Source organism: Cystobacter fuscus DSM 2262 (assembly GCF_000335475.2).
GTDB lineage: Bacteria > Myxococcota > Myxococcia > Myxococcales > Myxococcaceae > Cystobacter > Cystobacter fuscus.
The window spans coordinates 344,799-362,236 of the sequence record NZ_ANAH02000064.1 but is presented as its reverse complement, the minus strand read 5'-3'; the positions used below and the strand labels follow the sequence as shown (position 1 = coordinate 362,236).

Genomic DNA, 17,438 nt, shown 5'->3' with positions numbered 1-17,438 from the left:
CAGCTCTCACGTTCACTGAACCGAGCAAGCGTGAAGCCAGCCCTTTTCGCGGGATGGCGTTCACATCGGAGCGCTCACGGACCGATCCAGTTGGATAGCGGCATGGAGCCGTCCGCCCGAAAAGAGAGACCCATGAGCAGCATTCTGCTGATCGATGATGATCCGGATCTGATCGAGATCTACACAGAGTTGCTGGAACAGATGGGCCAGAGCGTCATGAGCGCTCCGGATGGTCAGACGGGATTGAAACTGGCGCGGGAGCACCAGCCCGACCTCATCATCACGGATGTCTGCATGCCTCACATGAACGGGCTCGAGCTGTGCCGTCGGCTGCGCACGGACGCGAGGCTGCGCGCCATTCCACGCATCATCCACAGCAGCGAGGTGAATCTCCTGCTGCCGAAGGGCGAGGTGTTCCTGCCCAAGCCTTGTGAGCCGCGAAGCCTCATGGCCTTGGTGGAACTGCTCCTCGCGAATGCGCGGCCAGCCCGCGGCAAACCTCCATCCCGGAAGCGCTCGGCCGGTGGCTCGTCACCGCCGGTTGGGACCGAGCCCCAGGCCGCCCCGCCTGGGGCTTTCAGATCCCCTTCCAGCCAGAGCCCACCCCCAGCACTTCCTCCAACGACTCCCGAAGCGCCTGATCCAACCCCGCCACCGATACCCCCCTCGGGCAGCGCTCAGAGTTCCGCGAAGAACTGACAGGGCCGGGCCAGGGTGCCACCGCCCCCTCGAGCTGCCCCTCGGTGGCACCCGCCGCGAAGCCCGAGGTTCACCCCGCGCGTTGGTGAGCGGACTCGGGGGCACCGGGGCTAGCGCCCCGCGGTCTTCTTGAGGAGGCTGCGGGGCACGTCGTGCTCATTCCTGGAGGAATCCGTGTTCCCTCGTGCCCTCGGCGGCGGCCTGGCCGCCAGTCTCGTCCTTCTCCCGCTCGCTGCCTGGAGCCAACAAACGGACACCTCGCCACCTCGTCCGGGGACCGTCCTGGATGGAATCGGCATCGACAAGGACGAGCAGGACTACGCCGGCATCCTCCAGAGCGATTGGGGCCAGCCGCCTGGCTTCTCCGATCCCGAGTCGAGCATCATTGGCTATTCGCTCGCCGTCGGTACCCGGCCGTGTGGCACCGAGGTGCGCGGGTTCGAACCCGTCGGGCTGGTCCTGTCGTACACCCTGTACGATCTCAACCTCCTCCCCGGACAGCGCTACTACGTCACCATTCGCGCGACCAACGGCGCGGGACTGGCTACCTATGTGTCCTCGGACGGTGTCCTCATCCTGCCCAAGGACGGAAACACGGGCGAAGCACCCGCGCCGCTTCCCGGCGGGGAGTGCACCCCGGGAGGTTCCACCCCCACCCCCGACGCGGGGACCGATGGCGGTACTCCGGATACTCCGCCGGACGCGGGCACCCCTCCCGACGCGGGCACCCCTCCCGACGCGGGCACCCCTCCCGACGCGGGCACCCCCGATGATGGCGGCACGCTGGAGGCGCCCCTGGGCTGGGGCTGCACCACGGGCGGCCCCGGGGGACTCGCGATGATGGCCCTGTCGGTGCTCGGGCTCGTCATCCGCCTCCGGCGTGTCCAGCCGCGGTAGCCGCCCTTCCCCGCCCTGGAGCAGCCAGGGCGGTAGGACACGTGTCGGCCGAAGAGGTACAGAGGGGCGATGACGACTCCTCCCCGATTCAAGGCCGCGGCCGTGCAGGCCGCTCCCGCGTTCCTCGACCTCGACGCCGGTGTGGACAAGGCCGAGCGTCTCATCGCCGAGGCCGCCAGCCAGGGTGCCTCGCTCATCGCCTTCCCGGAGACGTGGCTGCCCGGCTATCCGTTCTGGATCTGGCTCGGCGCGCCCGCGTGGGGCATGCGCTTCGTGCAGCGCTACTTCGACCAATCGCTCACGGTGGAGGGCCCCCACATGGCGCGGCTGCGCGACGCGGCCCGGCGGCATGGCATCCACGTGGTGATGGGCTACAGCGAGCGCTCCGGGTCCAGCCTCTACATGGGCCAGGCCCTCATCGGCCCGGAGGGCGGGCTCATCGCCGCGCGGCGCAAGCTCAAGCCCACGCACGCCGAGCGCACGGTGTTCGGCGAGGGCGATGGTGGGGACCTGAAGGTGCACGACACGGCGCTCGGCCGGCTGGGGGCGCTCAACTGCTGGGAGCACGTCCAACCCCTGGTGAAGCAGGCGATGTTCACCCAGGGCGAGCAGCTCCACGTGGGCTCCTGGCCCAGCTTCTCGCTCTACCGCGACATGGCATACGCGCTCGGCCCCGAGGTGAACCTCGCCGCCAGCCGGATGTACGCGGTGGAGGGCAGTTGCTTCGTCATCGGCTCGTGCGCCACGGTCTCCCAGGAGATGACGGAGCTGCTGTGTGATTCACCGGACCGGGCGAAGATGCTGCTGCCCGGAGGCGGCTTCTCGATGATCTACGGCCCGGATGGCCGGCCCCTGGCGCAGCCACTGGACGAGCGCGCCGAGGGGCTCTTGTACGCGGACATCGACCTGGGGCTCATCCCGCTCGCCAAGGCCGTGGCCGACCCGGTGGGGCACTACTCGCGTCCGGACGTGCTCCGGCTGATGTTCAATGACACCCCCCGCCGGATCATGGAGCGCTTCGAATAAGGCGCCCGCCGACTTCCATGGCCAACGGCCTCGGCTTCAGTGATGCTTGATCATCACCTTGTTGGGGACGACCTGGATCAACTGCATCATTCCGTGGTCCTCGTGGATGAGGATGTGGCAGTGGAGGACGAACTGGCCGGGGAAGTCGTCGAAACGGGTTCGTACCTTCACATGGCCGGGGACGTCCCCCTTGTCCGTGCCCCGTGCCGCTGGAATCGCGATCGTGTCCCGCCAGACATAAGGTTTCTCGAGGGGTGGTTTGCACGACTTCCAGGTGGAGGGGTCATCGATCTTGTAACACTCCGTATTATTCGGATCCTGCTCTTGGGGGTCGTTGGGATCAAAGACCTCGATCACCTGGAATGGATTGACGTGGATGTGGAAGGGATGCGCGACGCCCGGTGGAGGGCGAGTCGTGTTGACGAGCGTCCATTCCTCCGCGGTGTCCTGAAGCATGGATTGAGAGATCGTCTGGTCCTTGAACAGCTCACCGTTGATCGTTTCATCTATCAGGTCAGGCTTGTCCTGGACTGGCGTCTCCTTGGTGTTGAAGGTGACTTCTCGCGATATGTGGATCGTCGCGGGGTCGATGTCCTTCAGGAAGCTGGGGAGCTTGGGAAAGTCCTGCTCGGAAGGGAACGGCATGTCCACGCTGGGGGCTGCTGAAACCTGGATGGTCAGGAGGATCGGATCATTGACCTTGTCCTGTGGGGTGTTGGTGCTGATGGCATCGGCGAACCGCAGATCATACCTCCCAGCAACCGCGGGAGCCTTGACGAGCAGGTCCACCCGGTTCCCGGGCGACAACAGGAAGGGTGAATTGTCCTTCGCGGCTCTCGCGTAGTTTTCCGGGCTGAGTTGGATGCCATCTCGCGCGGTCTGGCGCCACTCGGTGGTATTCTTGGGGTCATAGCTCTTCGGGTCGAAGAATTGAACGCCACTCACCCAGGCGGCGTTCACGAAGCGCCACAACTGGACCTCGCCCGGCTTCATCTGGATGACGGGCTGGCGCCGGCCATTGATGGACAAAAAGGGCCGGGGGTCTTCCCGCGGAGCAATCAGGCGGGAAGAGACGCCGATCTGCTGGATGACGAGCACCTGTTCCGTCAACCCTCCCTTGGGCTTGTAGAAAGCCCTCAGCGTGTCGTCGTACTCCCCCTCGATGATGAAGGCTCCGGCCATGCCATTGGCGACGTTGAGGGCCGACGAGCCGTGCTTGTGTGCGTGATACCAGTAGGTCCCCGGGGCAGCCCCTGCGCCGATGGGGAGCTCTTTGCATACTCGAGCTCGGTGTCCTCCTTGACTGCATCGGGAGAGAACGCGATGTCGGACGTCGCACCTGGCGGAATCTCATGGGACATATAGCCCATCTTGTCCGGCTGCCCGTTCCGGATCGGAGCCGGCCAGTGAGCCACGGTATCGTTGTTCTTCCAGTTGATGACATCTCCCGCCAGGGCTTCCTGGGGATTGGGAGTGAAGTCGATACGAGAGAGCCTGGAGGCCTTTCTTCTTCTCTTGCTCTTCCTTTCAATCTTGATCATCCAGTCTGGCATGGGGGCTCCTCCTTTGAGCGCCCAAGGAGGTGACATCCATCCGCGAGGAACACCATGGGTGGCCATCGCACAGTGTTCACCCATGGTGAAGGCTGTGCGACCAGGTGTCCCTGGCTCACGAATGCCCTGCCCTCCTGGCCCGCTGGCCGAGTCCTGTTCTCGGGGCGAGATTCGGGCGGGGGTTCATTCATGATTGTCGCTGTCCTGGCACTCGTCATGGCTCAGACGCCAGAGCCATGTCTGGAGCGCTATCGCGCACTGCAACCCATTTGTCCTGGAGCGGCGAGCTGCCCCTCGAATGAGCAGGAGGCCTGTGCCCGCCTGAGCAGCACCTTCGCGGTGGATGAATCGCGCCTCGGGCTTCGCCTCCAGGAGGACGAAGCCGTCGAGGTCGTGAATCGCGAGGCGATTCAACCGGTTCTCGGTGCCGGACTCGCCGGCACGCCCGGCCAGATCGATGCCCCGGCCCAGGTCCAGACGGTCGGGCTCGCGGGGGCCTCGCTGGGCATCGTCGCCACTCCATCCAACCGCGTCGGGCTCTTCTCCTTCTCGGTCAACCCGCTCGCCATCGCGAGCCAGGGCCGAGGCTCCTTCGTGCGGCTCTCGCGTCTCTTCGATGTCAGCGTCGTGCTGCCCGCGCTCTTCATGGAACTGCCCCGCGACGCCTTCCTCGGCTTGAGGGCCAACCTCGACTTCGTCGGCGCCGCGAGGGCCCACCGCGAGTTCGAGACCCTGTCGGCCACGCTGCTCCAGGCCTCGCGGCAGGTGTTCACCACGGAGGGCTGGTTTCGCGAGGACTTGAGGCGCGCGCTCGACACGCTCACTCCCGAGCAGCGTGCACGGTGTCTCGACGCCCTCTTCACGACGCCCGTCACGCTCGACGGGCTCGCCGCCTGCTCCCCGGAGCTTCCCGCCCGCCTCCTGGCCGCGGCGTCCGCGAGAGCCCCGTACCAGAAGGCCCTCGCTGGCTACCAGGACGCGCTCGACTCTTCTCATGGAGGGCTCAACGTGCAGTTGGATGTTCCCGCGACCCGGTCCAGCACCGTGCCCTTTCGAGCGGCGCTCCTGGGCGCCGGGACGTTCGGCCTCGTCGGGGATGCGCGCGCGCCGTGGAGGATAGACGCCATGGCCTCGCTCGGCCCGGACTGCCTGCTTCCGCCTGGCGACAGTGCCCTGGGCCTGAGCCTGGCCGCCGCGCTGGCCGTGAAGGCACGGCTCCCGCGAGGCCTGCCGAGACTGCATTCGAGCCTCGGGTTGAGGGGCCATCTCGGCCAGGACTCACAGGTGCGTGTCCTCAGCCTCGCGAGCCGGCCTGGCAACTACCTGCAGGCCCAGTGGGGTGCCAGCCTTCCCCTCGGGCGGAGCGGGGTGGCCGTGTCCGGCGGCGTGAACTGGACCCTCGTGGGGAGGCAGTCCGGAGAGGTGGCGTTGGCCATGAACCTCCTCTATTCGCTGCCGGGCGGGGAGCGATGACCCCGGGCTCACCCGGTGGGTTTCTTCGAACCGCGGCAGCTCGCCCGGAGCCAGTGTGTTCCTTCCATCCATCATCCAGACATAGATGGAGTTCAGCCCAACGTTGAAGTGACAAGACTCCCAGGGGAAGGCCACCAAGAGAAGCGTCATGGGCACGCCGCAACGTACACCCCCGTCGGAACCACTCCGGGAAACACTCGAACTCCTGCTCGCCAGGGCCGATGATCACCAGCCCAGCCTGCCCTCCGGGCTCGATCCGGCGTCCGTGCAGAGCGCCCCCCGGCCCGAGCGGCTGCCGCGCCGAGCGGAGGTCCCCCTGCTCGACAGACCCGACGCGGACCCCAATGCACTGCCCGAGCAGCGCTGGGGCGTGATCTCGCCCGAGGGGGACGAGGGCGACCGGCTGCTGCGAGCCATTGCCCCACTGGTGGAGCACCGGGCGCGGCAACAGGACGCGGAGGTGAAGATCTACCGGGTGCACCCGGACATGGACGCGGCCCAGGCAGTCACCTGGAGAGAGCGGGTGTATCGGGACGAGCGCGTCCCCGCGGAGGAGCGGCCCAGGTACCTGTTGGTGCTCGGAAGCCCGCAGCAGGTCTCCTTCGAACTCCAGCACGTGTTGGCCCAGGGCGCCTTCGTGGGACGGTTGCACTTCGCGACACCGGAGGGAACACCGGATCTCGCCAGCCATGGTGCCTATGTGGACAAGGTGCTGGCCCACGAGCACTCCTCAGAGCAGGCCGAGGCCGCGGACGTCCTGCTCTACACGGCCTCGGATGGCTCGCGGGCCACCGTTCAGGGCCACCAGCTCCTGATGGAGCCCTGCCGGAAGATGGTGGAGGCGAGATGGCTCCCCAAGCAGCTGGCGAGGCGGCTCGAGGTCCTCCTCGGCGAGGAGGCGGAGGAGCTGCCGAGCGTGGCTGGCACGGTGCGCTCGGGAGTGTTGCTCTCGGTGTCACATGGGTTGGGGGCGCCGAGTGGAGGATGGGCCTCCGCCGAGCAGCAGCGGGCGAGGCAGGGAGCACTCTGTCTGGCGCCCGAGCGGGAGCTCACCGCGGACATGGTCCGGCAGTCGCCGTTCCTCCCCGGGGGCATGTGGTTCTGCGTGGCGTGTTTCGGGGCGGCGACTCCGCGCAAGAGTGCCTTCCACGCCTGGCTGTCGATGATGGCGAAGCAAAAGCGCTTCCCGGGCCGCCCCGAGGCCGTGCTCGACAACCTGCCCCGGCCCGGAGAGCCCCCCTTCCTCGCCGCGCTTCCCCAGGCCCTGCTGGCCAATCCGCTCGGTCCCCTGGCCTTCGTGGGGCACAGTGACCTGGCCTGGAACTTCGGCTTCGCCAACCCGGACAATCTCGCCGAGAGCCGAGCGTCCCGCATCCTCTCGGCGCTCGAGGTCCTGGCGAAGGGCAGCCGGGTGGGGGTCGCGCTCGATGCCCTGATGCGCTCCTTCCGCGACGTGAATGACAGCCTGATGTCCGCCTACCAGGAGCGGCAGGAAGCACTCGAGGAGGAGCGGCCGGACCCCATCGATCCCAAACGGCTCGGCTACCTCTGGATGCTCCGCAATGACTTGCGAGGCTATCTCCTGCTGGGAGATCCGGCGGTCCGGCTCCAGCTCCGGCGAGCCACGAAGTAGAGAGGGGCGCTCCGCGCGATCAGGAGGCAGTGCGGCCCTGGGAGCGCTCGCAGTCGGCGTAACGCTTGCGGGCCCGCGCTTCGCGCTCGTTGAGGTAGGTCTCGCGCAGGTCCGGCGTCAGGCAGTCCTTGTTGTCATGACGCAGATGTCGCTGGAGTTCAGGGATCGAGAGGAGGGTCCAGATCCTCGCGGTCCTGTCAGCGCCGGCTGTCACGAGTTGCCGACCATCCGGGCTGAAGGCAACGAATTGGACCGGCCCGGTGTGTCCTTTCAGGAGAAGGGGCTCGCCCGTCCCATCCGCCCGCCATACCCGCGCGGTCCCATCATCTCCCGAAGTGGCGATGCGCTGGCCGTCCGGGCTGAAGGCGGCGGACCGGATCGGCCCTTGGCGCCCATCCAGCACGAGGGGCTCGCCCGTCCCATCCGCCCGCCATACGCGTACCGTCCCGTCAGCGCCCGAGGTGATGACACGCTGGCCCTCCGGGCTGAAGGCGGCGGAGCTGACCTGTCCCTCGTGCCCTCGCAGCACGAGGGGCGCGCCCGTCCCATCCGCCCGCCACACCCGCACCGTCCCGTCATTTCCCGAGGTGACGATGCGCTGCCCCTCCGGGCTGAAGGCGGCGGAAATGACCACTCCCTCGTGTCCCCGGAGCACGAGGGGCTCGCCCGTCCCATCCGCTCGCCACACCCGCGCCGTTCCGTCGAAGCCTGCCGTGACGATGCGCTGGCCCTCCGGGCTGAAGGCGGCGGAAATGACCACTCCCTCGTGTCCCCGGAGCACGAGGGGCTCGCCCGTCCCATCCGCCCGCCACACCCGCGCCGTGCCGTCCCACGAAGCGGTGACGATGCTTTGGCCGTCCGGGCTGAAGGCGGCGGATTGCACCCGCTCCTTGTGCCCTCGCAACACCACGGGTTCGCCCGTCCCGTCCGACCGCCACACGCGCGCCGTGCCGTCCCACGAAGCGGTGACGACGCGCTGCCCATCCGGGCTGAAGGCAGCGGAGGTGACTGCGTCCGCGTGCCGACGGAGCATCCTCGGCTCCGTCGGGCCGTCGGCCCGCCACACGCGCGCCGTGCCGTCCCACGAGGCGGTGACGACGCGCTGCCCATCCGGGCTGAAGACGGCGGACGTGATCAGCGCCTTGTGCCCCTCGAGCACCACGGGCCGGCCCGTTCCATCCGCCCACCACACGCGCGCTGTCCCGTCAGCACCCGAGGTGGCGACGCGCTGCCCATCCGGGCTGAAGACGGCGGACTGCACCTGCGCCGTGTGTCCCCTGAGCTCCACGGGCTGGCCCGCTCCATCCGCCCGCCACACCCGCGCCGTCCCGTCGGTGCTTGCCGTGACGACGCGCTGCCCATCCGGGCTGAAGGCGGCGGAGATGACCTTTCCCACATGCCCTCGCAGCACTCGGGGCTGGCCCGTTCCATCCGCCCGCCACACCCGCGCAGTCCTGTCCCACGAGGCGGTGACGATGTGCTGCCCATCCGGGCTGAAGGCGGCGGACAAGACTTCTTGCGTGTGCCCCGCGAGCACGAGGGGCTTGCCCCTCCCATCGGTTCGCCATACGCGTGCCGTCCCGTCAACTCCCGAGGTGACGATGCGCTGGCCCTCCGGGCTGAAGGCGGCGGAGGTGACTGTTCCCGCGTGTCCCCGGAGCACGAGGGGCTCGCCCGTCCCATCCGCTCGCCATACCCGCGCTGTCCCGTCGATGGACGCGGTGACGACGTTCTGCCCATCCGGGCTGAAGGCGGCGGACGCAATCGCGCCGGTGTGTCCCTTCAACTCCACGACCTGGCCCGTCCCGTCCACGCGCCACACCCGCGCCGTGCCGTCCCACGAGGAAGTGACGACGAACTGACCATCCGGAGAAAAAGCCACGGAGATGAGACGCGCCCCTTGCCCCTTCAACTCCACGGGCTGGCCCGTGCCATCCGTCCGCCACACCTGGACTGTCCCCTCCTCGCTGGCGGTGACGACGTGCTGGCCATCCGGGCTTACGCGTGCCGCGGAGAGCGCTCCCGAGGCGCGGAACGTCACCTCTGGCGCGCTCTGTGCCAGGGCTCCGTACGCGAGGGTCGCCCACCCCCGGATCCGCTCCGGCCGATGGACTTCTAGCAATAGCTTCATGACCATCGCGGATTGGCCGCGCTCGAGCAGCTCCCGCGACCCCGACATCAGGGACTGGTTGCGGGCCCGCTCCGCCTGTGCACGTGCCCACAGGAACAAGCCCCCCATCACCACGGCCACCGCCAGGGCCACCACGGAGATGAGCCGCAACCGCCGCCAGCGGGCACGCTCCCGCTCGAGTTCCCGTTGGGACGCCTCGTCCCGAATCCGCTCCCGCCGCAGCTCGAAGACCTTCCTCGCCAGCCAGTCGTGGCCGAGCTCGAAGTAGCGGCTGCCGTGGTGCTCTCCGGCCAGCAGCACCGCGGTGCCCTCCAGGGCGGTCAGCACCCGCTCGGCCTGTCCCGGCGGGAGCGCGGCCTGGGCCTGCCGCTCCGTCAGCAACGCCCGGCTCCCATCGCTGGCCACCAGGTGCTCCTCCAGCAGCCGCCGGGCATCCCCCGCCAGGGGCCCCAGCCCCTCCAACGTCGCATCCAGGTAGCGATGCAGGATGGGCTCGGCCGCCACCGGCCCCCGCACCTCCTTCCCAGCGGCACGCTCCTCCCAAAGGGCGCGGCAGACGATCTGCGCGAAGGCGGCCTGGACCTCCGCCTCCTCCGTGGCGTCCTGTCCTGGCACCCGGACCTGAAGCATCAGCTCCAGCAGTTCGGGCGGGAGCCAGTGCTGCGCGGGGGTGCCGGAGGCCGCCAGCCTGCGCGCCACCTCCCCCATTTCGCGCACCGTGAGCGGGCCGAGCCGGCTGCCGTGCTCCAGCAGCTCCGCCGCGCTACGCAATCGCTCCCGGAAGCGCCCCAGGTAGTCCTCGCGCAGCAGCAGCACGAGCTGCAGTCCCCGGAAGGGGCTGCGGACCAGGCGCACCAGGCCCTCGAGCAGCGCGTCCGTCTGCTCCGAGTCGCGTCCGGGCAGGAGGAGTTGCTCGAGCTGATCCAGGTAGAGCAACACCGGCCGGTTCGAGCGCCGCTCCGCCAGCCGCACCGCTTCCTCGAGTGCCTCGTCCGGTCGCATCCCCGCGGGCGGCGCGCCGAGCCGCAGATCCGCGAACATCGCCTGGACGAGCCACTCGAGGGGCCCGTGGCTGGCCAGCCAGCCCTCGACGCGGACCACACGGAACTCATGCTTCTCCTCCAGCAGGGGAATCACTCCGGCCCGCATCAACGAGGACTTGCCTGCTCCCGAGGGTCCGAAGAGCAGGAAGCAGGGCCAGGAAAGGATGCCTTGCACCAGCCTGCGCGTGGACTCCTCCCGGCCGAAGAAGCGGTCCCGTTCGCTCGCGCGGTAGGGCTGGGGTCCCAGGAAGGGATTGGCGGAGCCACTCATCCTGTCCCCCCGGCCGCCAGCGCCTCGAGCCAGGCCGCCAGTTGCTCATCCGTCGATTCGAGCGCCCTCACCCCGGTCCTTCCAGGCAGTCCCCTGCCCTCCTCCCACAACTCCTGCTCGCGGCTTTTGGGATCGAGCACGGCCATGCTGCCGCGCATCAGCGTGCGCCTGCCAAAGAGCTGGTAGAGCAGCATCCGGTGGCTCCAGTCCAACATGGACATCCCGACGAGCAGGAGCGGACGCAGGCTCAGGGCACTCTGGATGGGCTCGACGAGTTCGAAGGGCAGCAGGCTCGACAGGCCGCGGACGCCCAGCAGGTAATCATCCTCGGTGAGCAGTGGATGGCTGAAGAGATGCGCCGGCAGGTAGCCGGAGCAGAGCCGGAGCACCACCACGTCCCGCTCGGTATCCAATTCGCTCGGGACCTTGCGCAACCGCTCCCAGCGGACACCGCCCGCCTCGCGCCGCATCATCACGGCGCGTCCGTCGGCGTTCGAGGAAGGCTGGAGGACGTAGAGCGTGAGCCGTGGATGCAGCTCGGCGATGGCCTGCTCCAGTAGGGGCAGACGCAACAGGGTGATGTGCACTCCGGTCCCGAGCCGCCGTGCCAACAGACGCATCAGGGGAGGCTTGAAGTCCGACTGGCCGAACACCTCCTGGAACTCGTAGTCCAGCTCCTCCTGCCCGATGCGCAGCGCGAAGTGCTCCGCCAGGGTGCTCATGGGCAGTTCCTGTGGCACGGAGAGCGCCTTCTGGATGAGCTCGCCCTGAAGCCGCTCACGCAGACCTCGGAAGTCGGGCGCCTCCTCCTCCCAGCGATTTCCCAACAGCAGCGAGAAGGGCTGCTCCAGGAACTGCCCCAGGACCGGAGGCGGGGGGGACGCCTCCGTCCGCGCGGCCACGAGGGGTGGAGGCGAGACCTTGCGCGCCTTGAAATCGAACAGCACCGGATCGCGTCCGCGCAGGTACAGCACGGGGGAGAACGCCTCAGCACTGCCCTCCAGCTCCGCCAGGACGCTGCGCCGGGCCTCGTTGAGGCTGAGCGCCACGTCTCCCTCCTCCCGGGCCGCCCGCGTGAGCGCGCGGTAGAACACACGCGAGCAGCGCAGGGCCACGTCCATCCTCACCGGCCAGAGGTAGGCGAGGACGGCATCCGCCGCGGTGCGCGCCAGCAGCTCCGCCGCGCTCTCCAGGGCGCCAGGGCTCGCTCCCTCACAGGCCTCCAGGACGATGAGCCGCAGGGGGCCCTGGCCCCACGCCCCATGGAGCTGCTGCGCCAGCAACTCCACCGAGACCCAGCTCTCCTCGTCCTCCTCGTCCGCCAGCCGCAGGACGGGCCTTCCCTCGTGCAGGCCCCCGTGTCCGATGAAGTGGATGATGTGGGGCTCGGGCTGGCGCCTCAGGCGCTCGAAGAGGGCGGCCTTGCGGGACCTCGGTCCCGTGAGGGGCTCGAGCCACTCGACCTCGCCCGAGGCGAGACTCTCGTGAAGCGTCGCCTGCAACCGGGGGAGGGAGTGAGGGTGCAGCGGCGCGATGGCGAGCAGCCGCACCGCGCCCCGCACCTCGCGCGGTTGCCAGGGCTCGGGCGAGCGCACGCCACGCACTGGCAGCAGGCTCGCCGAGTTCCCCAGGAACTCGAACTCCCTTCCGGGCTCGCAAAGGGCCTCCCAGGGGAAGCTTTGAAGGTCCGTATCCTGGAGCATGAAGCGCAGCAGGACGGGCCCTCCATCGGAGGCCTCGCGCAGCCGAGCAAGTACCGACTGGAGATCTCCCTGGAGAAGGGCGCGGTGGAGCGCCTGGACCTGCCGTGCGAGCTCGGGCTCGAGCGGCATGCCTTTCTCGGCCGCTGTCTTCAGACGCCTGGCGAGCGCATGCAGCGCGTCCGCATCGAAGCCGGGGCCGAGCAGGTGCGCGCCGGGCTGCTCCTGACGGCAACCCAGACCCCGGGCCCTCAGCTCGGTACCACTCCGCTCGACGTCGATTTCCAGCCAGTTCCTGGCAGAAATGGAATCCTCCCGGGTGCGCTCCCTTCGTGGGGAAAGGACACACGGGAAACCTGTGTAGCCCTCGAAGCCGACGGAACGGTGTCCAGGGACTCGGCTGGCCGAAGAGCAGCCGATGAATCGAGGCGTGGCCCATGGGGGCACGCCTCCCCGCGGCGGGTGCTGGGAGAAGTCCGGCACCTGCCGCGGTCAGGCGTTGGCGGTAGCGCCGATCAGGCCTTGACGTCCGCCGCGACCTTCATGGAGACGATCTTGTCGGGATCCACGACGGGCTCGCCGCGCTTGATCTTGTCGACGTTCTCCATGCCCTCGATCACCTGTCCCCAGACGGTGTACTGACGGTCCAGGAAGGACGCGTCGTCGAAGACGATGAAGAACTGCGAGTTGGCGGAGTTGGGGTTCTGCGCGCGCGCCATCGAGCACGCCCCGCGGCCGTGTTTGGCGCTGCTGAACTCGGCCTTCAGGTCCGGCTTGGAGGAGCCGCCCATGCCGGCGCGGCCCGGGTTGAAGTCGGGGCCCGTGGACTTGCCGAACTTGACGTCGCCGGTCTGCGCCATGAATTTCTCGATCACGCGGTGGAAGACGACGCCGTCATAGGCGCCCTCCCGCGTCAGTTCCTTGATGCGGGCCACATGGCCCGGAGCGAGATCGGGGCGGAGCTCGATGACGACCTTTCCCTTGGTCGTCTCCATGATGATGGTGTTTTCCGGATCCTTGATGTTCGCCATTTTTCCTTCCTTCTTTCGCGAGGTGGTCATCGGACGCGGTGCGCACGCGGATCGTGGGCGCCGAGTCGGCGACCGTCGCACTTTGTCGATCGCCCTCGGGTTTGTCGACCCGATCCATTCCGTTCGACGCGAGGTGTCAGGAGGAATACCTCCCCGTGCCCCGTGAGGGGTCCCTCGTGCCGCGCGTGGCCGTGCTCGTCCCCCTGCCCTCCATGTAGCATCCACCCTCCTTCCCGGGAGGGTCCGCATGCCACGCAGTTGGAGAACCGCCGTCGTCTCGTTGGGGTTGCTGCTCGCCATGACGGGCACCGCCCGCGCCGACGGCCTCGGACACATCCCCTATGGCGACAACTGTTGGGGAAGCGGCACGGACGCCGATCGCGATGGGCTCAACGACGACTGTGAGGACCAGGTCGCCTCCGGGTTCATGCCGCTCTTCTGGTTCGACAGCGGCGAGAGCGGCCACGCGCGGCGTCCCTACTTCGCGGTGAAGAGCACCAGCTTCGCCACCCGCACGCTACAGATCTTCTACCTGGACACCTTCTTCGACGACACCGGTGTCACCACCGGACACGACGGAGACCCCGAGTTCCAGATCTTCGAGGTCCATTACTCCGCCGGCCGGTGGTACCTCGACTGGGTCTACCTGTCCGCCCATCGCAAGAGCAGCTGTGACTCGTCGGCCTGGTACTCCCACGATCAGCTCGAGTACGACACCGCGAGCGACCCGCGCAATGCCCACCGGGGCTGGCCCACGCTCTACGTCGCCGAGGACAAGCACGCCACCTACAACACCCTGAGCACCTGCGACCAGGGCTGCTTCCTCCAGGACTACTGCAGCCGCCATACCGCGCAGCTCCTCGATCCCACGAACCGGCTCGTCTCGCGCAACGTGGGCTCGACCACGGTGCAGCTGATCAACGCCATCACCCTCGAGGGCAAGACCGAGCGCCTGCTCGACGACGCCGCTTTCAAGGGGTGGGATGACCAGTGGTACCGGCCCAACTCGCAGGGGTATGGCCGCCACCTGACGGAATTCGGCTTCTAGCGTCCCGTGAGCCACGCTCCCGAGCCACCCGGCCCCCGCGCACGTCCCGGCGCCCGTCTGGCCCTCGTGGGGATGGGGGCCGCGGCGCTGCTGCTGGCCTTGCTCGTCCCCGCGTGGCTCCGGCCCGGTGGACCGCGGCCCACCGTGCTGTCCGAACCCGCGGAGCGCGGCGCTCCCGCGACGAAGGCACCCCCCGCGAGACCTCTCGCGGCACCGCCCCCCGCTCCCCACTCCGCTCCGCCCGCCAGCACGCCCGGAGACGCCCTCGCCACGGCCCTGGGCGAGGAGCGGGTGTCGCTGGCCTCCAGCGTCCGCATCGAGGGCATCGAGCTGGAGCGCGAGTGGGTGTGCGCGGGCGAGGTGATGGGCCTGTCCGCCCGCCTCGAGGGGGTGCCCGAGCCGGGCGCGGTCTCCCGGTGGGTCTGGCCCATCACTGGAGGCGGTGCCGAGTTGCACCCTGGCCCGACACTCCAGTGGCGGGCGCCGCCGGTCGCCGGCAGATACCCCGTGCGCTTCCAGGTGTGCACGGATCTCGGAGGCCGGCGCGTCGGCGTGCTGGCCGAGCGGGAGATCACGCTCGAGGTGCGGCCGTGCGCGCAGGGCGAGGGACAGCGGCACGAGCCCCTGCGCATCGGGCTCACCCAGCGAGGCCAGGGCCGCTTCACCTTCCAGGCGCTGTACCAGGGCGGCGAGCGCGTCTCGGCGTACGTGTGGAGCTTCGGCGATGGCTCCAGCGCGACCACGGCCGAACCCGGGATCGAGCACACCTATGCACTCGCGGAGCTCGGTCCCGAGCAGACGCGGAGCTTCACCGTGAGGCTCCAGGCGCGCCTGGAGCGAGGACCCCCGCTGGAGGCCACCGTGTTCGCGCTCACGCGCGGGCAACCCGCGAGCGAACCGCCTCCCGTCGCGCTCCAGGTCTCCCGGTGGCGCCCGAACACCGAGGCGGATGAGGCGGATGGCTGGCGGAGCGACGTGGTGGTGCGCGCTCCGGAAGGCACGGACGTCACCTGGGAGCGTCTCGAGCGCGTGTTCCTGCGCTGGGAGGGCGAGCCCGACATCGACACGCGGCCCTGGCGCGAGCGGGTCCACGTGGAAGAGGAACTCGGACACGGCGGCTGGCGGGGCTACGTCACGGTGAGCGCCGCCGAGGCCGCGCCGGAGATCAAACAGATCCTCGACTCCCTCCACGGACGCGACGCGACGGGCCAGGAGGTAGTGGTGTCCTGGAGCCCCTTCAAGCGCGAACCGTCAGAGCGGCCGACCGGGGCCCCGGCTTCGCCCGTGAAGTAGTTGGAGCACGGCTCCATGCTCATGCGCTAAAGACGCAGGAGGGTGATTCGCCCGCTCGCGAAACTGGGCGTCCAGCGCCATCTGCGCTTCGGACTCTATGTGGGGGCTAAAGACAGCTTCGCTCCCTGTCTTTCCTTCGCCGCGGAGGATCTGGAGTTCTTCGCGCGCTTGGGTGTGGAGGTCGATGTCCTGGGCTATCCCGTGAGCGACGAGGACTGAGTGGATCTCGAGGGCTTGTGGAATCCTCGGGGACGGCCCACGATGTGGACCGTTTTTTCTCTTGGAGCCAGCGATGATCAAGATTGGTGACGCACTGCCCGCGGTGACCCTGCAGGAGTACTCGGAGGTGGAGGGGAATGGTTGCAGCATCGGCCCGAACCCGGTGAACGTGACGCAGGCCGCGGCGGGCAAGACCATCGCGGTGTTCGCCTTGCCGGGTGCCTTCACGCCCACCTGCTCGGCCAAGCATGTGCCCGGCTTCATCCAGAAGGCCCAGGACTTCAAGCAGGCCGGTGTCGATGAGATCTGGTGCGTGAGCGTCAACGACGCCTTCGTCATGGGCGCCTGGGCGCGCGACCAGAAGACCGATGGGAAGATTCGCATGCTGGCCGATGGCAGCGCGGAGTTCGCCAAGGCCATGGGGCTGAGCCTGGACCTCTCCGCCCGGGGCATGGGCGTGCGCAGCCGCCGTTACTCGCTCCTGGCGAAGGACGGCAAGGTGGTCAGCCTCAATGTCGAGGCACCCGGCGAGTACAAAGTGAGCGATGCCGACACGCTGCTGACGCAGATCGGGGCCTGAACGGCCCGCGGCTCACGCGCGCGGGCTGGACCGCATAGGCCCCCGTGCGCGAGTCCACCGTCACCCGGGGGGGGCGGCGGGTCTGCTCGAAGAGGCGCCACCCGGGCTCCAGCCCTCGCCAGAAGGCGCGCAGTTCGGGGGTGGCCTCGGGCAGCGACTCCAGGGCCTCGAGTCCCGCGGCGTCCAGCCGGCGGGGGAAGATGTGGAAGGGCACATCCCGCTTCATGCGCGCGCGCGCCTCCAGCACCATCAGGTACAGCTCCTCGATGGGGCCATCCTCGATGGCGATGCAGCCGATGCTCACGCAGTTGCCATGCACGTAGATGGCCCCGCCCAGCGGCCGCTGCCCCAGCCGCCGGTCCGACTCGTTGGGGTAGCTCACCCGCATGGACAGGTGGAAGTTGCTGTACGGGTTGAACTGGTCGAGCGTGTAGAAACCCTCGGGCACCTGCAGGTCCCCCTCGCGCCGCTTGGGCCCCTCCACCCCCGAGGCCGCGCAGACGGGGTACGTCTTCACCCGGCGCAGGGGCTGGCCCCGGTCGCCCCCCCACACCTCCAATCGGCGCTCGTGCTTGAAGGCGCGCACGAACAGCTCCTCGGGAGGCCAGGCCACCCCCGCGTCGCGGAAGGCCTTGACCACCACGGCCGTCTTGTCGCGCCGCGCTCGCTCCACCCGGTCCGCCGCCCCCGCGGGCAAGGCCCCCAGCACCAACAATCCCCACAGCCACAGTCGTTTCATCATGGCCGCGTGGACACCCGGGGCCGCCCATCCGTTCCACCAAGGTGATTTCCTTCTTGCCGGGTGGTTGGCCCAACTCCTCACGGGCTTGCCCTATGCTGT

15 protein-coding genes are annotated in these 17,438 nt (G+C 68.7%); 9 read left to right on the top strand and 6 right to left on the bottom strand.

What is annotated here, in order from left to right; translation table 11 throughout:
• The first annotated feature begins 102 nt into the window (after positions 1 to 102).
• The 3 genes from D187_RS51050 to D187_RS38740 all read left to right on the top strand — a co-directional run bounded on the left by D187_RS51050 (position 103) and on the right by D187_RS38740 (position 2,622).
• Positions 103 to 699 (top strand): response regulator, encoded by a 597-nt coding sequence (locus D187_RS51050; RefSeq protein WP_081714024.1) that lies wholly within the window; start codon positions 103 to 105, stop codon positions 697 to 699.
• A gap of 174 nt (positions 700 to 873) precedes the next feature.
• Entirely contained in the window at positions 874 to 1,596 is a 723-nt protein-coding gene (locus D187_RS38745; RefSeq protein WP_002631423.1) for a fibronectin type III domain-containing protein, read from the top strand.
• 69 nt (positions 1,597 to 1,665) lie between these two features.
• A complete protein-coding gene (locus D187_RS38740) occupies positions 1,666 to 2,622 on the top strand; it encodes a carbon-nitrogen hydrolase family protein (RefSeq protein WP_002631422.1) in 957 nt (318 codons plus the stop codon).
• 36 nt (positions 2,623 to 2,658) lie between these two features.
• Here the strand turns inward: D187_RS38740 and D187_RS38735 are convergent, their stop codons facing one another.
• The gene (locus tag D187_RS38735) at positions 2,659 to 3,804 is read right to left on the bottom strand and encodes a multicopper oxidase family protein (protein WP_002631421.1); all 1,146 of its coding nucleotides are present in this window, start codon (positions 3,802 to 3,804) and stop codon (positions 2,659 to 2,661) included.
• The gene (locus tag D187_RS55930) at positions 3,759 to 4,175 is read right to left on the bottom strand and encodes a cupredoxin domain-containing protein (protein ID WP_155893899.1); all 417 of its coding nucleotides are present in this window, start codon (positions 4,173 to 4,175) and stop codon (positions 3,759 to 3,761) included. Before D187_RS55930 ends, D187_RS38735 begins: the two co-directional genes overlap by 46 nt.
• A 189-nt stretch (positions 4,176 to 4,364) precedes the next feature.
• On the opposite strand from D187_RS55930, the gene D187_RS38730 reads away from it, so the two are divergent.
• Together D187_RS38730 and D187_RS38725 are read left to right on the top strand one after the other, a co-directional pair.
• The gene (locus tag D187_RS38730) at positions 4,365 to 5,648 is read left to right on the top strand and encodes a hypothetical protein (protein ID WP_002631420.1); all 1,284 of its coding nucleotides are present in this window, start codon (positions 4,365 to 4,367) and stop codon (positions 5,646 to 5,648) included.
• A gap of 148 nt (positions 5,649 to 5,796) precedes the next feature.
• A complete protein-coding gene (locus D187_RS38725) occupies positions 5,797 to 7,281 on the top strand; it encodes a hypothetical protein (protein ID WP_002631419.1) in 1,485 nt (494 codons plus the stop codon).
• 19 nt (positions 7,282 to 7,300) lie between these two features.
• Here D187_RS38725 and D187_RS38720 read toward each other — a convergent pair whose 3' ends face one another.
• From D187_RS38720 to D187_RS38710, 3 genes are all read right to left on the bottom strand, one after another.
• A complete protein-coding gene (locus D187_RS38720; protein WP_020918563.1) occupies positions 7,301 to 10,726 on the bottom strand; it encodes an nSTAND1 domain-containing NTPase in 3,426 nt (1,141 codons plus the stop codon).
• Positions 10,723 to 12,558: a CHAT domain-containing protein gene (locus D187_RS38715; protein ID WP_020918562.1), complete on the bottom strand. Its 1,836-nt coding sequence runs from the start codon at positions 12,556 to 12,558 to the stop codon at positions 10,723 to 10,725. The genes D187_RS38720 and D187_RS38715 overlap by 4 nt, the downstream gene beginning before the upstream one ends.
• Positions 12,559 to 12,941: 383 nt before the next feature.
• Positions 12,942 to 13,457, bottom strand: coding sequence for a peptidylprolyl isomerase (locus D187_RS38710; RefSeq protein ID WP_043433694.1), 516 nt, complete (start codon positions 13,455 to 13,457; stop codon positions 12,942 to 12,944).
• Positions 13,458 to 13,704: 247 nt separating this feature from the next.
• On the opposite strand from D187_RS38710, the gene D187_RS38705 reads away from it, so the two are divergent.
• The 4 genes from D187_RS38705 to D187_RS38695 all read left to right on the top strand — a co-directional run bounded on the left by D187_RS38705 (position 13,705) and on the right by D187_RS38695 (position 16,597).
• Positions 13,705 to 14,505 carry a hypothetical protein gene (locus D187_RS38705; RefSeq protein ID WP_002622319.1) on the top strand — a complete coding sequence of 267 codons (801 nt, stop codon included), beginning with the start codon at positions 13,705 to 13,707 and terminating at the stop codon, positions 14,503 to 14,505.
• A gap of 6 nt (positions 14,506 to 14,511) precedes the next feature.
• On the top strand, positions 14,512 to 15,798 hold the full coding sequence (locus tag D187_RS38700) for a PKD domain-containing protein (protein WP_211241624.1): 1,287 nt from the start codon (positions 14,512 to 14,514) through the stop codon (positions 15,796 to 15,798).
• A gap of 42 nt (positions 15,799 to 15,840) precedes the next feature.
• Entirely contained in the window at positions 15,841 to 16,017 is a 177-nt protein-coding gene (locus D187_RS55925; protein WP_155893898.1) for a hypothetical protein, read from the top strand.
• Positions 16,018 to 16,090: 73 nt separating this feature from the next.
• Positions 16,091 to 16,597, top strand: coding sequence for a peroxiredoxin (locus tag D187_RS38695; RefSeq protein ID WP_002622316.1), 507 nt, complete (start codon positions 16,091 to 16,093; stop codon positions 16,595 to 16,597).
• On the opposite strand, the gene D187_RS38690 is transcribed toward D187_RS38695, so the two are convergent.
• A complete protein-coding gene (locus tag D187_RS38690) occupies positions 16,527 to 17,339 on the bottom strand; it encodes a L,D-transpeptidase family protein (protein WP_063725072.1) in 813 nt (270 codons plus the stop codon). The two genes, D187_RS38695 and D187_RS38690, sit on opposite strands and share 71 nt — an antisense overlap.
• Positions 17,340 to 17,438 lie beyond the last annotated feature (99 nt).

Coding starts and splice junctions, on each gene's coding strand:
- D187_RS51050 (WP_081714024.1), top strand. CDS start 103: ATGGAGCCGTCCGCCCGAAAAGAGAGACCCATGAGCAGCATTCTGCTG.
- D187_RS38740 (WP_002631422.1), top strand. CDS start 1,666: ATGACGACTCCTCCCCGATTCAAGGCCGCGGCCGTGCAGGCCGCTCCC.
- D187_RS38735 (WP_002631421.1), bottom strand. CDS start 3,804: ATGGCCGGAGCCTTCATCATCGAGGGGGAGTACGACGACACGCTGAGG.
- D187_RS55930 (WP_155893899.1), bottom strand. CDS start 4,175: ATGCCAGACTGGATGATCAAGATTGAAAGGAAGAGCAAGAGAAGAAGA.
- D187_RS38730 (WP_002631420.1), top strand. CDS start 4,365: ATGATTGTCGCTGTCCTGGCACTCGTCATGGCTCAGACGCCAGAGCCA.
- D187_RS38725 (WP_002631419.1), top strand. CDS start 5,797: ATGGGCACGCCGCAACGTACACCCCCGTCGGAACCACTCCGGGAAACA.
- D187_RS38720 (WP_020918563.1), bottom strand. CDS start 10,726: ATGAGTGGCTCCGCCAATCCCTTCCTGGGACCCCAGCCCTACCGCGCG.
- D187_RS38715 (WP_020918562.1), bottom strand. CDS start 12,558: ATGCCGCTCGAGCCCGAGCTCGCACGGCAGGTCCAGGCGCTCCACCGC.
- D187_RS38710 (WP_043433694.1), bottom strand. CDS start 13,457: ATGGCGAACATCAAGGATCCGGAAAACACCATCATCATGGAGACGACC.
- D187_RS38705 (WP_002622319.1), top strand. CDS start 13,705: ATGCCACGCAGTTGGAGAACCGCCGTCGTCTCGTTGGGGTTGCTGCTC.
- D187_RS38695 (WP_002622316.1), top strand. CDS start 16,091: ATGATCAAGATTGGTGACGCACTGCCCGCGGTGACCCTGCAGGAGTAC.
- D187_RS38690 (WP_063725072.1), bottom strand. CDS start 17,339: ATGATGAAACGACTGTGGCTGTGGGGATTGTTGGTGCTGGGGGCCTTG.